The following is a 14881-nucleotide window of genomic DNA, read 5'->3' as shown; positions in this document are numbered from 1 at the left end:
GCGCTTGCGGATTCGGTGCATGTTTGGCAATCGATTGGCTGGCCGAGAGAACCCGGCCGGATGATGCATTGTGATATCCGGTTCCTGACCTTAGATTGGCTTGACCGGCTGATGCGACAGAGAAGCGAGGAGAGCGATGGGCGCCGGCGCCTTGACCAGGGATGTCGACCTTCCGAACCCGGACGCCAAGCGTTGGCAGGCGCTGGCGGAAAAGGCGCTTGCCGGCGGTTCCTTCGAGGAAAAGCTCGTCTCCCACACCGATGACGGCATCCGCATCGAGCCGCTCAGCCAACGCTCGACGACCGAGCCATTGCCGCGTACAAATCCGACCGCGCCCTGGATCGTCAGTCAGCGCGTCGACGACCCAGATGTCGCCCGGGCCAGCGCGCAAGCCCTGGAAGACATCGCCCAAGGTGCCACTGGCCTGTCGCTTGTCTTCGAAGGTGCGCCGAATGCCTTCGGCTACGGCTTGCCGCGCACCGCGGAGGCGCTGGAAAGGGTGCTCGACGGCGTGCCGCTCAACCGCGTTCAGGTGCGCATCGACGCGCACCCCTGGAGCCGCGCCGTGGCCGACTGGCTGCTGGCTTTCCTGAGCCGCCGCCGCTCCGATCCGGCCAAGCTCAACCTTTCCTTCGGCATCGACCCGGCAGCGATCTTCGCCGGAACCGGGCGGCTGCGCACCTCGATCGAGGCGCTGCAGGAATCGATGCCGCAGTCGCTGGCGCATTTCTTCTCGATGGGCGTGCCGGGCGTGCTGCTCGAGGCCGACGGCCGCGTCTTCCACAATGCCGGCGCCACCGAGGCGCAGGAGCTTGGTACGATGATGGCATCGGTCGTGTCCTATCTCAGAATGTTCGAGAAGGCGCGCCAGCCGCTGGTCTATGCGGCGCCCTATATCGGCTTCGCGCTCAGCGTGGACCAGGACCAGTTCCTGTCGATGGCCAAGGTGCGGGCGTTGCGCAAGCTCTGGGCGCGCGTCCAGGAAGCCTGCTCGATCCCGGCCTCGACCGCCAGCATCCATGCCGAGACCTCCTATCGCATGATGACGATGGCCGACCCGGAGACCAACATCTTGCGTACGGCGATCGCGGCCTTCGCGGCGGCAACCGGCGGCGCAGATTCGATCTCGATCCTGCCGCATACCATCACGCATGGGCTACCGGCCGGCTTTGCCCGCCGCGTCGCCCGCAACGCGCAGCTGATCATGGCCGAGGAAAGCCACATCGGCCGTGTCGCCGATCCGGCCTGCGGCTCCGGTTCGGTCGAGGCGCTGACCAACGATCTCTGCGCCGCGGCCTGGGAAGAATTCCAGCGCATCGAGGCCGAGGGCGGCGTGCTCGCCAGCCTGCAGCAGGGCTATATCCAGAACCGAGTGCAGACGGCCGCCGCCAAGCGCAACGGCGCCTACCGATCGGGCGAGCGCGGCATTGTCGGCACTACGCTTTACCGCGCGCCGGTGGAGCGTCCGGTCGAGACGCTGCCGCGGGAACGGCGTCCAGCGCTGACCGAAGGCGTGGCGACCTGCGAGCCGCTGTTTCCGGTGCGCATCGATCAGTCGATCGGAGCCGGATCATGATCCCGGATTTCAGCCAGATCGGCTGGTCGGAGCCGCGTCGCGCGCCGGTCGAGATCAAGGGCCAGCGGATGACGCCGGAAGGCATCGCCGTAAAACATCTCTACACGGAAGGCGACCTCAAGGGGCTTGCCAATCTCGACACCTATCCAGGCCTGCCGCCCTTCATGCGCGGCCCCTACCCCACCATGTATGTCCAGCAGCCCTGGACGATCCGTCAATATGCCGGCTTCTCGACGGCCGAGGAATCCAACGCCTTCTACCGGCGCAACCTCGCGGCCGGCCAGAAAGGCCTGTCGGTCGCCTTCGATCTCGCCACGCATCGCGGCTATGACAGCGACCATCCGCGCGTCGCCGGCGATGTCGGCATGGCGGGCGTGGCGATCGATTCCATCCTCGACATGCGGCAGCTGTTCGACGGCATTCCGCTCAACGAGATGACGGTGTCGATGACGATGAATGGCGCGGTGCTGCCGATCATGGCGCTGTACATCGTGGCGGCGGAGGAACAGGGCGTCGCCCAGAACGATCTCGCCGGGACCATTCAGAACGACATTCTGAAGGAGTTCATGGTCCGCAACACCTACATCTATCCGCCGAAACCTTCGATGCGGATCGTGTCGGACATCTTCGCCTACACCTCCAGGCATATGCCGAAGTTCAACTCGATCTCGATTTCCGGCTACCACATGCAGGAAGCCGGCGCGACGGCCGATCTGGAGCTTGCCTACACCATCGCCGACGGCATCGAATATGCCCGCGCCGGCGTCGCCGCCGGCCTCGACATCGACCGTTTCGCGCCGCGCCTGTCCTTCTTCTGGGCGATCGGCATGAACTTCTTCATGGAGGTCGCCAAGCTCAGGGCCGCAAGGCTGCTGTGGTCGAACCTGATGAAGAAGAATTTTGCGCCAAAGGACGAGCGCTCGCTGTCGCTGCGCACCCATTGCCAGACCTCGGGCTGGTCGCTGACGGCGCAGGATCCCTACAACAACATCACCCGCACGATGATCGAGGCGATGGCGGCGACGCAGGGGCATACGCAATCGCTGCACACCAATTCCTTCGACGAAGCAATGGCGCTGCCGACCGACCATTCGGCGCGGATCGCGCGCAACACGCAGCTCATCCTGCAAAAGGAATCCGGCACCACGCGCATGATCGATCCATGGGGCGGCTCGGCCTATGTCGAGCGGCTGACGCATGATCTGGCGGCGCGCGCGCTTGCCCATATCGAGGAGGTCGAAAACCTCGGCGGCATGGCGGCGGCGATCGAAAAGGGCATTCCGAAGCTGCGCATCGAGGAAGCCGCGGCGCGTACCCAGGCGCGCATCGATTCCGGCGAGCAAATTCTGGTCGGCGTCAACGCGCACCGGCCTGAAGCGGATATCGAGGTCGATGTGCTGAAGATCGACAATGCCGAGGTGAAGGCCAGGCAATTGGCGAAGCTGCAGCGGCTGAAAGGCACACGCGACGTCGCGGCGCTGGAGGATGCGCTGGCGGCGCTGACCCGTGCCGCCGAGGGCGACGAGAACCTGCTCCAATTCGCGATCCGCGCGGCGCGCGCCAACGCTACCGTCGGCGAGATTTCGCTGGCGCTGGAAAAGGTATTCGGCCGCCACACGGCGGCGGTGCAGACGATCTTCGGCGTCTATCGCGAGGCGCTCGGCGACAACCCGGGGCTTGAGCGGCTGCAGGAGAAGATCGAAGCGTTCGAAAAGAAATCCGGCGGCAAACCGCGCATCCTGGTCGCCAAGATGGGCCAGGACGGCCACGACCGCGGCCAGAAGGTGATCGCCAGCGCGTTCGCCGATCTGGGATTCGATGTCACCGTCGGACCGATGTTTCAGACGCCGGACGAGATCGCGAAGCTCGCGGTGCAGCACGATGTCGACATCATCGGCGCCTCCTCCTTAGCCGCCGGGCACCTGACGCTGATCCCAGAGCTCAAGGACGCGCTGAAGAAACTCGGCCATGGCGAGATGCTGATCGTCGCCGGCGGCGTCATTCCGCCACAAGACTACGACGCGGTGCTGGCGGCAGGCGCGGCAGAGATCTTCCCGCCGGGAACCGTCATCCCGGAGGCGGCCAACCGGCTGATGGATCGGTTGCTGGCCGATCAGTGAGGGCTTGGCGATTTGGCCAAAAGGTTGTTCTATGGAAATAGATGCAACCATGGCGCGATGATATTCAGACAGTCGTCCAGAGGCTTGAGGACGGATCGGGGGCCTTGCTACTGCCACGCGAAATGCTTGACAGCTTGAGCCTCCAAGGTCGGCGATGAGCTCCAGATCGCCGAAACCGACGACGGCGTCATTCTAAGGCCAATCCGCCACGACAACTACAAACGGGAAATGAACGCTGCTCGCGATGTCGTGGACAGATACGAAGCTGGGTTGTTACAGCAGCTGGCAATTAGGCTTGGCTGCTAGTTCTCGACCTTGTCCGAGAGCTTGACGATTTCCCATTCCTTGCCGTTGACGGTCACGACCTCGCCGATCTTCTTGCCGAATAGAGCCACGGCCATCGGCGAGACATGGGAAATGCTGCCCTTCGACGGATTGGCCTCGTCCTCGCCGACGATGCGCCAATGCACCTTCCTGCCGTCATCGCCTTCCAGGGTGACGCCCATGCCGAAGCGCACCACATCGCTGCCCGGCTCCGGCACCGAAAGCTCCGCGCTTTCGCGTCGCGCGGTCCAGTAGCGCAGGTCGCGCGATACGACAGCGAGGCGCTCGCGGTCGCCACGCCTTTCAGCCTTGGCCATCAGGTCGCGCAGCTCGGCGAGATTGTCCTCGATCATCGCCAGGCCGCGCTCCGTCACCAGGTTGCGGTGCGTGCTGACCGGCCGTTCGCCGACGCCGGCAATGGCGTTCTCGCTGTCTTCTTCGCGCGTGAAAGCTCTGCTCATGCGGTGAACTTAGGCTTGGCGAGGCGACTGCACAAGCGGTTTGCCGATGAGCCCGCCTTGGCACGATTCCTGCGACAGACAGGGCGAAACGCCAGGACCTGTGCCGATGTTGAACAGACGAACGCTGCTTGCCCGGACCGCCGGCTTCGCCGTTGCCGGCGTCTTTGCCGGCAAGGCATCGGCCAAGTCGCTGCCGGGCATCGAGATGGCCGCGATGCGCGGCTCGATCAACGCCACGGAGATCGGCGTGCAGCCGGGCGCGGTCGACGACCAGAGCAAGGTTTTTGCCAGGATGCTGGCCGAGGCCAGCGACCGCGACCAGCCGGTATTCCTGCCGCCGGGCAGCTATCTCGTCTCAAACCTGAAGCTGCCCGCGCGCGTGCGCCTGTCGGGTGTGCCAGGCGCGACTCGCATCGTCTATGGCGGCAACGGCCATCTGATGATGGCCGAACAAGCCGAGCATATCGAGCTCAGCGGGCTGGTGCTCGACGGCGCCAACCGCTGGCTAGCCGACTACACGCAGGGGCTGCTCGACCTGCGCCGTGTCGCCCATCTCGTCATCGACAATTGCCAGGTGACCGGCAGCGGCAAGAACGGGCTGGCGCTCGAGCATGCCGTCGGTCGCGTCGGTCGCTCGGATATTTCGGGTGCTGCAGATGCCGGCATCTATTCAGTCGAGGCCGGCGGGTTGGAGATTTCGGGCAATAACATTTCGGACTGCGCCAATGGCGGCATACTGGTGCATCGCTGGCAGGCTGCGGAAGACGGCACCATCGTCAGCTGCAACCGCGTGCAGAGGATCGGCGCGCGCAGCGGCGGCACCGGGCAGAACGGCAACGGCATCAATGCCTTCCGCGCCGACAACGTCATCATCTCCGGCAACGTCGTCTCCGACTGTGCTTTCACCGCGGTCCGCGCCAACAGCTCAAGCAATTTGCAGATCACCGGCAACACCTGCTCGCGCTCGGGCGAAACCGGGATCTATTCGGAATTCTCCTTCGAAGGCGCAATCATCAGCAACAATCTGGTCGACGGCGCCGCCAACGGCATCTCGATCGTCAATTTCAACGAAGGCGGGCGGATGGCCGTCTGCTCGAACAATATCGTGCGCAACCTCTCGACCATCGGCCCCTACACCGCTGACCCGCCCGGCTTCGGCGTCGGCATCAGCGCCGAGGCCGACACAACGGTGTCCGGCAACGTCGTCGAGAACGCGCCGCTCTATGGCATGCAGCTCGGCTGGGGTCCTTATCTGCGCAATGTCGTGGCGACAGGCAATATCATCCGCAAGGCGGGCACCGGCATCGTCGCTTCGGTCGTCGAAGGTTCAGGCAGCGCCGTTATCTCAGACAATGTCATCGACGGCGCGAAAAACGGCGCCATTGTCGGCCAGCGCTGGGCCGATCCAGTGACCGGGGACCTAACGCAGTCAACCGATACGGGCTACGCGCATCTCACCGTGGAGCGCAACAAGGTGAGTTAGGCCACGGCCACGATGATATGCGCCTGGATCTTGGCGGCAATTTCGCCGCTGCCATGTCTGTCGGCTATTGCGGCTTCGGCGTAGTCAGTTGCCGACTCCAATCTTCCGGCCTCCCTGGCCTCGATCTCATTGCGAAGCACGGTGCCCTGACAGTAGGCGATGGCTGGAACGCGCGGCGAGGATGCGCGGCTCTGCTCGGCCCTGGTGTCGATCGTCACATCGGAGAATCCCGCGGCTTCGAGGTCGCTGCGGATCAGGTCCTTGTCGTGGTAGCCATGCGGCGTGCGCGCCAGGAAGCGCGGCGGGTCATGCGGAAACATCCTGGCGAGAGCATTCGTCACATCATCGGCGAATATATTCTCCTCGATGCGATCCCAGACGCTGAAGAGGAAATGTCCGCCGGGCTTCAGCACCCGCTTTGCCTCGCGATAGGCAGCGGAACGGTCGGGGAAGAACATGGCGCCGAACTGACAACAGACGAGGTCGAAGGCCGCATCCTTGAAAGGCAGCTTCAGGGCATCCGCCTGGCGCAAGGTAATGCGGCTGTCAGGCCCCTGGCGCGAAGCCGCATAATCGAGCATCGGCTGGTTGAGGTCGGTTACGACGTAGCTGGCATCAGGAGAGAGTTTCGGCGCCAAGGCACGGGTGACGGCCCCGGTGCCCGCGGCGGTCTCCAAAACGGCCAAGGGTGAGAAAGACGCCGCCCGCCGCGCGGACTCCGCGGCATAGGCCTCGAAAATCAGCGGCACCATATGACGATCGTAATTTTCCGGGATCGACCCGGCAAACACCTTGTCCGCTTCCAGCATAGCCAGCGCCCAGCATCCGATTGGTGGTGAGGGAGACTAGCAGAAACATGAACTCGCTGCTGTTCGGTTTTGCGTAGGACCGGCGCCGTCCAGGTCGCCAGCGAGGAAAATTGGCAATTTCAGAATTAGATACACATTGTGTATGCAAAAATGCTAAACCGGTAACGAAAGGATTTGCCATGACTACCAAAAATCAAGATACCCACGCCAAGCCCGTCAATCTGCGCATCCGCGAGGATGTCCGCATCCTGATCGACCGCGCCGCGAAGATCCGCGGGAAGACCCGATCCGACTTCATGATCGACGCTGCCTACCGCGCAGCCGAAGACACGCTGCTCGACCAGACGCTCGTCAAGGTCGATGCCGAAAGCTATCGGCACTATCTCGATATCCTCGACCAGCCGCCGAGCGGCGAGGGATTCGCCCGCCTGATGAATGCGCCCAAGCCTTGGCGGGACTGATGCTTTCGGCGCCAGCTCTTTTAGCCGATGCGCACGAACTCGACCTTCTTCAAAGCGGGACCGACAGCCTGGATCAATGGCTTCGACGGCGGGCGCGCGCCAATCAAGTCAGCGGTGCGTCCAGAACCTATGTGATTGCGGAAGGTACGCGCGTCGTCGGTTACTACTGCCTTTCATCGGGCGGACTTGACCTGGCGGATGCGCCCGGTTCGATCCGGCGCAATATGCCCGATCCCGTGCCCATGGCTGTGCTTGGCCGTTTGGCTGTCGATGCGAACTGGCAAGGCAAGGGTCTGGGTGTTGCTCTGCTGCAGGACGCGGTGCTGCGGACGGGCCAAGCGGCAGCGATTCTCGGCATTCGCGGTCTCCTGGTTCATGCCATATCGGATGAAGCCAAGACGTTTTATGAGCGCTATGGCTTCCAGGCTTCCCCAAAAAATCCGATGACTTTGGTGCTGTCGCTGAAGACAGCTAGTTGAGCGCCGCCGTCGGCCGCAGCAAGCCGACCTTCGCACCTTTGCGGCTTTCGATTGCGGGATGGGCGAGTTCGGTAAGCCTTGCCGCAACCGCCTCATCGTCGCGGAGCAACTTCGCCAGTACTGCGGCGATCATCACTTCGGCCCCCCTGCCTGCGCCGTCATCGCATTTCAAGGCAATGCCGAGGCCAAGTTCGGGCAATGCCGCGCAATAGACGCCTTCGGCGCCGGTCTTGACGAAGATGCGACCGGGTGCTGCCTGCATCAGCGCGACGTCGGCCCTGCCGGTGCCCGCGACCAGGAACGGCTCGGCCATGCAGGCCGAAAGCAGCCGCTTCGCCGCCTTGGCGCGCGCGGGCGCAAGGCCCCTGCCCGTCGCCATACGGGCAAAGCCCTGAGCAAAATTCTTCAACGGCACGGCGTAGGTCGGGATCGAGCAGCCGTCGATACCGCAATGGTCGACGTCATGCGCCGCGCCGGTCACGGACTGCATGGCGTCGTGCACCATCTCCTGCAGCGCATGGCCGGCTTTGACATAGCCGGCGTGGGAAATGCCGGCATGCACGCAGGTGCAGAGGAAACCGGAATGCTTGCCGGAGCAGTTGTTGTGCAAAGCGTTGGGCACGTTGCCGGCGCGAGCGAGCGCGATGGTGGCGTCGTGGCTCGAGGGCCAGTGCGCACCGCATTCCAGCGCCGTCCTGTCGAGGCCTGCCCTGGCGAGCATCGCGTTGGCCAATTCGACATGGGCCGGCTCGCCCGAATGCGAGGCGCAGGCCAGCGCCAGCTCGCGGTTGCCGAAGCCGTAGGCATCGGCGGCACCCGATTCGACCAGCGGCAATGCCTGGATTGCTTTCACCGCCGAGCGCGGGAACACCGGGCGGTCCGTATCGCCGATCTCCCAGACGGTCTTGCCGTCGGCGTCGAAGACGGAGACCGCGCCGCGGTGGGCGCTTTCGACCACCTCGCCGCGCGTGACTTCGACCAGAACCGGATTTGTCATGTTGCCTCCCGCACGCGCCGCCCAAGGAGGGCGCGCTTTGATGCGGGCCGCTTCTACCTGATCCGGTCGAGGATGGAAACGTAGTTGGCGACCGCCGCGCCACCCATGTTGAAGATGCCGCCGAGTTTTGCGCCCGGCACCTGGATGCCGCCGGCTTCGCCGGTGAGCTGCATGGCTGTCAGCACATGCATCGAGACACCGGTAGCGCCGATCGGGTGGCCCTTGGCCTTGAGGCCGCCGGACGGGTTGACCGGCAGCCGACCGTCCTTTGCGGTCGTGCCATCCAGCGCCAGCCTGGCGCCCTCGCCTGGCTTGGCGAGCCCCATCGCTTCGTATTCGATCAGCTCGGCGATGGTGAAGCAGTCATGCGTCTCGACGAAGGAGAGGTCGTCGAGCGTCACGCCGGCCTTCTTCAGCGCCTGCTCCCAGGCGCGCTCGCAACCCTCGAAGGAGAGGATGTCGCGCTTCGACATCGGCAGGAAATCCTGGACATGTTCGTTGGCGCGGAAAGTCACGGCGCGGCGCATCTTCAGCGCCGTCGCCGTGTCGGTGAGAACGAGCGCCGCGGCGCCGTCGGAGACCAGCGAGCAATCGGTGCGCTTCAGCGGACCGGCGACGAACGGGTTCTTCTCGCTTTCCTGGCGGCAGAACTCGTAGCCGAAATCCTTGCGCATCTGGGCGTAGGGATTGTCGACGCCATTCTTGTGGTTCTTGGCGGCGATCATGGCAAGCGCGTCCGATTGGTCGCCATAGCGCTGGAAATAGGCTTGCGCGATCTTGCCGAAGACGCCGGCGAAGCCAGCCGGCGTGTCGCCATCTTCCGGCAGGTAGGAGGCCTTGAGCAGGTTCTTGCCGATCTCGGGTCCGGGCGTGGTCGTCATCTGCTCGGCGCCGACCACCAGCACGATGCGAGCGGCGTTGGCGTCGATGGCGCGGATGCCTTGACGGACAGCGGCCGAGCCGGTGGCGCAGGCGTTCTCGACGCGCGTCGCCGGCTTGAAGCGCAGCCGGTCATCGGCCTGGAGCACGAGGCTCGCGGTGAAATCCTGCGGCGAGAAGCCGGCGTTGAAATGGCCAAGCACGATCTCGTCGACATCGTCCGCACCGATGCCGGCGTGGTCGAGCGCTTCGACGGCGACCTTGGTGATCAGGCCCTCCAGCGTCTCGCCTTCGAGCTTGCCGAAGCGCGAATGCGCCCAGCCGACGATGCATGCGGTCATGGCAGCCTCCATTTGCGCCGCAGCCTAGCACGATCGCGCGCGGCACGTGATTCAATATTGTTCAATAGTGAACCGTTTTCCAGCCCCAGGCATGGACCAGATCGAAATGAAAGGTTGATCCCACTCGATTTTTTATTGATTGATCCGTCAATAAAAAATAATCTAACCGCAGAACCGGATTCCAAAATGCCGAAAATCGGAATGGAGCCAGTGCGCCGCAAGGCGCTGATCGACGCGACGATCTCGGCGATCGGCGAGCGCGGGTCGTTGGACGTGACGATGTCGGAGATCGCCGGCCGCGCCGGCGTATCGTCGGCGCTGGCGCATCACTATTTCGGCGCCAAGGACGAACTGCTCTTCGCCACAATGCGGCACATCCTCGCCGAGCTCAACACCGACACAAGGCGCGCGTTCGGCATTGCCGCCACGCCGCGCCAGCGCGTCTCGGCCGTCGTCGCCGTCAGCTTTTCCGACGATCAGTTCCAGCCACAGATCATCGCCGCCTGGCTCGCCTTCTATGTAGAGGCGCAGAAATCGACTGAGCTGCGGCGGCTGCTCCGCATCTATGCGCGCCGGCTCAATTCGAACCTGATGAGCGGGCTGACCGGCATCCTGCCTCGGACCGAGGCCGACCGTGTGGCGGAAGCGACCGCGGCACTGATCGACGGGCTTTATATCCGCCGCGCGCTGAAGGACGGCGTGCCCGACGCGCAGACCGCGATCGCGCTCGTGGAAGATTATCTCGAAACCAAGCTCAACGGACGGAGCCTGCCTTGACCACCCGGCGACCCAATTTCCTGATCGTCATGGTCGATCAGCTCAACGGCACGTTCTTTCCAGACGGCCCGGCGGACTTCCTGCATGCCCCGCACCTGAAGGCGCTTGCCGCGCGCTCGGCGCGCTTCGCCAACAATTACACTGCCTCGCCGCTCTGCGCGCCTGGCCGCGCTTCGTTCATGAGCGGGCAATTGCCGTCGCGCACGGGGGTCTATGACAACGCCGCCGAGTTCACGTCTTCCATTCCGACCTTCGCCCACCATCTGCGCGCCGCCGGCTATTACACCTGCCTGTCCGGCAAGATGCATTTCGTCGGGCCCGACCAGTTGCACGGGTTCGAGGATCGTCTGACCACCGACATCTATCCCGCCGATTTCGGCTGGACGCCGGATTACCGCAAGCCCGGCGAGCGCATCGACTGGTGGTATCACAATCTGGGTTCGGTCACCGGTGCCGGCGTCGCCGAGATCACCAACCAAATGGAGTATGACGACGAGGTCGTGTTCCTGGCCACGCAAAAACTCTACCAGCTGTCGCGCGAGCAGGACGATGCGGGTCACCGTCCCTGGTGCCTTACCGTTTCGCTGTCGCATCCGCACGACCCCTATGTGGCGCGCAAGCAATATTGGGATCTCTACGAGAACTGCCAGGCGCTCGATCCTGAAACCCCGTTCATCCCGCATGACGAGCAGGATACGCATTCGCAACGGCTCTACCGGGCCAGCGACTATCAAGCCTTCGAGATCACGCCGGAACAGGTGCGCCGTTCGCGGCGCGGCTATTTCGCCAACATCTCCTATGTCGACGACAAGCTGGGCGAGATTCTGGACGTCCTCAAGCGTACCCGCATGCTCGACGACACCACTGTCCTGTTCTGTTCGGACCACGGCGACATGCTGGGCGAACGCGGCCTGTGGTTCAAGATGAGCTTCTTCGAGGGATCTGCCCGCGTGCCGCTGATGATTGCCGGCAAGGGCGTTCCGGCTGGGCCGATCAAGACACCAGTTTCCAATCTCGACGTGACGCCGACGCTCTGCGACCTCGCCGGCATAGACATCGCCGCAATCGCGCCGTGGACCGACGGCCAGTCGCTGCTGCCGCTGCTCGACGGCAAGGCGCGAAGCGGGCCGGTGCTGATGGAGTATGCGGCCGAAGGCTCCTACGCGCCGCTGGTCGCGATGCGCGACGGCAAATACAAATTCGTCCATTGCGAGCTCGACGCGCCGCAACTGTTCGATCTCGATACCGATCCGCTCGAGCGTGACAACCTCGCCGAGGATCCGGCGAACGCAGCCCTGGTGGCGATGTTCATGGACAAGGTCAGGGCCCGCTGGGACATGGCTGCCTTCGACGCCGCCGTGCGCGAAAGCCAGGCGCGCCGCTGGGTTGTCTATCCGGCGTTGCGCAACGGCGCCTACTACCCGTGGGATTTCCAGCCGCTGCAGAAGGCGTCGGAACGCTACATGCGCAATCACATGAACCTCGACAATCTCGAAGAGAGCAAACGCTATCCGAGAGGCGAATAATGGCTGACGTTCTCGTTCCCACCCTCGACCATCTGAAACAGGCCTATGCCATCACCTCGACGGCCACGCAGGTGACGCCGCTGCTGGAGTCGGTTGCGCTCGCAAAAGAGACAGGTGCAGCGCGGATCTTCGTCAAGCCGGAGTCGCTGCAATGGGCCGGCTCCTTCAAGGTGCGCGGCGCCTATTGGCGGTTGAACCGGCTTTCGCCGGATGAAGCGAAAAAGGGGGTCGTCGCCTATTCCTCTGGCAATTTCGCGCAAGGGCTGGCGGCGGCCGGCCAGGCGCTGGGCATTCCCGTCACCATCGTCATGCCGATCGACGCGCCCGCCGCCAAGCGCGACGCGACCGCCGGTTATGGCGCGCGCGTGGTGCTGACCGACCATGGCGAGCGCGCCCGCGAGGAAGTTGCGGCTGCAAAAGCGCGCGAGATCGCCGAGAGCGAGCACCTCACCTTGCTGCATCCCTTCGACGATCCTGAGATCGTGGCCGGCCAGGCCGGCGCGGGACTTGAAGCGCTCGACCAGCTGGCAATGAAGAAGGCGCATGCCGATCTGGTGTTCTGCTCGGTCGGCGGCGGCGGACTGATCGGCGGTGTTTCGCTGGCCTTCCACTATCTGTCGCCCAAGACCGAGATCATCGCCGTCGAGCCGGAAGGTTTCAACGGCATGGGCTCGTCGCTGGCGCATGGCGCGATCGAGACGATGCCGATCGGGCCGAAATCGATCTGCGACGGGCTGATGGCGCGCAAGCCCGGCGACGCGCCCTTCGCGGCGGTGAGCGCTGCCGGGGTGCGCGGTGTCACCGTCGACGACGCCTCGGTGCGGCGGGCGATGAAGATCGCGTTCGAGCGGATGAAGCTGGTGCTCGAACCTTCGGGCGCGGCATCGCTCGCAGCGCTGCTCGGCGGCAAGGTGGATGTGAAGGACAAGACCGTCCTTGTGGTTGCAACCGGCGGCAATGTCTCGCTCGCCGACTTTATGGCGCACATGAACAATGCTTGAAGCGGATTTCGTCATCATCGGCTCCGGCTCCGCCGGCTCGGCCATGGCCTACCGGCTGTCGGAAGACGGCAAGCACTCGGTGATCGTCATCGAGTTCGGCGGCACCGATATGGGGCCGCTGATCCAGATGCCGTCGGCGCTGTCGATCCCGCTCAATATGAGCCTTTACGACTGGGGTTTCGCCAGCGAGCCGGAGCCGCATCTCGGCGGGCGCGTGCTTGCCACCCCACGCGGCAAGGTGCTCGGCGGCTCGTCCTCGATCAACGGCATGGTCTATGTGCGCGGACATGCGCATGACTTCGACCACTGGGCCGAACAGGGCGCCGCAGGCTGGGCGTTCGCCGACGTGCTTCCCTATTTCAAGCGCATGGAGGATTGCGACGGCGGCGAGGACGGCTGGCGAGGCAAAGGCGGACCATTGCATGTGCAGCGCGGCACTCGGAAAAATCCGCTCTACGGCGCCTTCGTTGAGGCGGGCCGCCAGGCCGGGTTCGAGCTGACCGACGACTATAACGGCTCCAAGCAGGAAGGTTTCGGGCCGATGGAACAGACCATTCTGGGCGGCCGCCGCTGGTCGGCGGCGAACGCCTATCTCAAGCCGGCTCTCAGACGCGGAAATGTCAGGCTGCTCAAGGGTTTCGCCCGGCGCGTGGTAATCGAGAATCAACGCGCGATCGGCGTCGAGATCGAAGCTGACAAAAAGATTCAGGTCGTTAAGGCGCGCCGTGAGGTGATCGTCGCGGCGTCGTCGATCAATTCGCCGAAGATCCTGATGCTGTCAGGCATCGGCCCGGGTGCGCATCTCCAGGAAAACGGCATCCAGGTGGTTGCCGACCGGCCGGGCGTCGGCGCCAATCTGCAGGACCACCTGGAGCTTTATATCCAGCAGGAATCGACCAAGCCGATCACGCTGAACTCGGTGCTCAATCCCTTCTCCAAGGCGCTGATCGGCGCGCAATGGCTGTTCTTCAAGACCGGCCTTGGCGCCACCAATCATTTCGAGGCGGCAGCCTTCGTGCGTTCGCAGGCCGGCATCGACTATCCCGATATCCAGTACCACTTCATCCCGGCGGCCGTGCGCTATGACGGCAAGTCGGCGGCGAAGTCGCACGGCTTCCAGGCGCATGTCGGCCCGATGCGCTCGAAGTCCCGCGGCTCGGTGAGCTTGCGCTCGCCCGATCCGAAGGCCAAGCCGGTGATCCGCTTCAACTATATGTCGCATCCGGACGACTGGAGCGAGTTCCGCCACTGCATCCGGCTTACGCGCGAGATTTTCGGCCAGAAAGCCTTCGACGGCTTTCGCGGCAAAGAGATTTCACCGGGCAGCCATGTGCAGTCGGACGACGAGCTCGACGCCTTCATCCGCGACCATGCCGAGAGCGCCTACCATCCTTGCGGCACCTGCAGGATGGGCCGCGCCGACGACCTGACCAGTGTCGTCGATCCGGAATGCCGGGTGATCGGCGTCGAGGGGCTGCGCGTCGCCGACTCCTCGATCTTCCCGCGGGTGACCAACGGCAACCTCAACGCGCCCTCGATCATGACCGGCGAGAAGGCGTCCGACCACATCCTTGGCCGAACGCCGCTGGCGCCATCCAACCAGGAACCGTGGATCAATCCGCGCTGGCAGGTGGCGGACCGATAGGG

The 14881-nt window shown here is 64.1% G+C and carries 13 protein-coding genes; 9 read left to right on the top strand and 4 right to left on the bottom strand.

The features are described from left to right. Window positions 1-136: 136 nt before the first annotated feature. Together LB538_RS05945 and scpA are read left to right on the top strand one after the other, a co-directional pair. Complete coding sequence (locus tag LB538_RS05945) at window positions 137-1576, top strand: methylmalonyl-CoA mutase subunit beta (protein WP_224529947.1); 1440 nt, start codon at window positions 137-139, stop codon at window positions 1574-1576. Further along, window positions 1573-3696, top strand: coding sequence for a methylmalonyl-CoA mutase (gene scpA / locus LB538_RS05940; RefSeq protein ID WP_224529949.1), 2124 nt, complete (start codon window positions 1573-1575; stop codon window positions 3694-3696). Before LB538_RS05945 ends, scpA begins: the two co-directional genes overlap by 4 nt. A gap of 302 nt (window positions 3697-3998) precedes the next feature. Here the strand turns inward: scpA and greA are convergent, their stop codons facing one another. Continuing rightward, entirely contained in the window at window positions 3999-4481 is a 483-nt protein-coding gene (gene greA / locus LB538_RS05935; RefSeq protein WP_140845738.1) for a transcription elongation factor GreA, read from the bottom strand. A 106-nt stretch (window positions 4482-4587) separates the two neighbouring features. Here greA and LB538_RS05930 point away from each other — a divergent pair, with 106 nt between their 5' ends. After that, on the top strand, window positions 4588-5964 hold the full coding sequence (locus tag LB538_RS05930; RefSeq protein ID WP_224529952.1) for a TIGR03808 family TAT-translocated repetitive protein: 1377 nt from the start codon (window positions 4588-4590) through the stop codon (window positions 5962-5964). On the opposite strand, the gene LB538_RS05925 is transcribed toward LB538_RS05930, so the two are convergent. Further along, window positions 5961-6773, bottom strand: a complete 813-nt coding sequence (locus tag LB538_RS05925) for a class I SAM-dependent methyltransferase (RefSeq protein WP_224529956.1) — start codon at window positions 6771-6773, stop codon at window positions 5961-5963. The genes LB538_RS05930 and LB538_RS05925 overlap by 4 nt on opposite strands. Before the next feature lie 179 nt (window positions 6774-6952). Here LB538_RS05925 and LB538_RS05920 point away from each other — a divergent pair, with 179 nt between their 5' ends. Together LB538_RS05920 and LB538_RS05915 are read left to right on the top strand one after the other, a co-directional pair. Then, complete coding sequence (locus LB538_RS05920) at window positions 6953-7234, top strand: DUF1778 domain-containing protein (protein WP_224529957.1); 282 nt, start codon at window positions 6953-6955, stop codon at window positions 7232-7234. Continuing rightward, a complete protein-coding gene (locus tag LB538_RS05915; protein WP_224529960.1) occupies window positions 7234-7713 on the top strand; it encodes a GNAT family N-acetyltransferase in 480 nt (159 codons plus the stop codon). The genes LB538_RS05920 and LB538_RS05915 overlap by 1 nt, the downstream gene beginning before the upstream one ends. Here the strand turns inward: LB538_RS05915 and LB538_RS05910 are convergent. Both LB538_RS05910 and LB538_RS05905 read right to left on the bottom strand, forming a co-directional pair. Next, complete coding sequence (locus tag LB538_RS05910) at window positions 7706-8710, bottom strand: asparaginase (protein ID WP_224529961.1); 1005 nt, start codon at window positions 8708-8710, stop codon at window positions 7706-7708. The genes LB538_RS05915 and LB538_RS05910 overlap by 8 nt on opposite strands. A gap of 53 nt (window positions 8711-8763) precedes the next feature. Further along, window positions 8764-9930 (bottom strand): acetyl-CoA acetyltransferase, encoded by a 1167-nt coding sequence (locus tag LB538_RS05905; RefSeq protein ID WP_224529971.1) that lies wholly within the window; start codon window positions 9928-9930, stop codon window positions 8764-8766. A 186-nt stretch (window positions 9931-10116) separates the two neighbouring features. On the opposite strand from LB538_RS05905, the gene betI reads away from it, so the two are divergent. The 4 genes from betI to betA are packed head-to-tail and all read left to right on the top strand — an operon-like array spanning window position 10117 to window position 14879. Then, entirely contained in the window at window positions 10117-10707 is a 591-nt protein-coding gene (gene betI, locus LB538_RS05900) for a transcriptional regulator BetI (RefSeq protein WP_224529972.1), read from the top strand. After that, on the top strand, window positions 10704-12233 hold the full coding sequence (gene betC / locus LB538_RS05895) for a choline-sulfatase (RefSeq protein ID WP_224529974.1): 1530 nt from the start codon (window positions 10704-10706) through the stop codon (window positions 12231-12233). The genes betI and betC overlap by 4 nt, the downstream gene beginning before the upstream one ends. Then, window positions 12233-13234: a threonine/serine dehydratase gene (locus LB538_RS05890; RefSeq protein ID WP_224529978.1), complete on the top strand. Its 1002-nt coding sequence runs from the start codon at window positions 12233-12235 to the stop codon at window positions 13232-13234. The genes betC and LB538_RS05890 overlap by 1 nt, the downstream gene beginning before the upstream one ends. After that, window positions 13227-14879: a choline dehydrogenase gene (gene betA, locus LB538_RS05885; protein ID WP_224529982.1), complete on the top strand. Its 1653-nt coding sequence runs from the start codon at window positions 13227-13229 to the stop codon at window positions 14877-14879. Before LB538_RS05890 ends, betA begins: the two co-directional genes overlap by 8 nt. The last annotated feature ends 2 nt before the right edge of the window (window positions 14880-14881 follow it).

It is taken from the genome of Mesorhizobium sp. Ca11, assembly GCF_020165275.1.
In the GTDB taxonomy this organism is placed as follows: Bacteria; Pseudomonadota; Alphaproteobacteria; order Rhizobiales; family Rhizobiaceae; genus Mesorhizobium.
The sequence above is the reverse complement of the archived record's forward strand: the minus strand, read 5'-3'. Positions and strand labels throughout refer to the sequence as shown.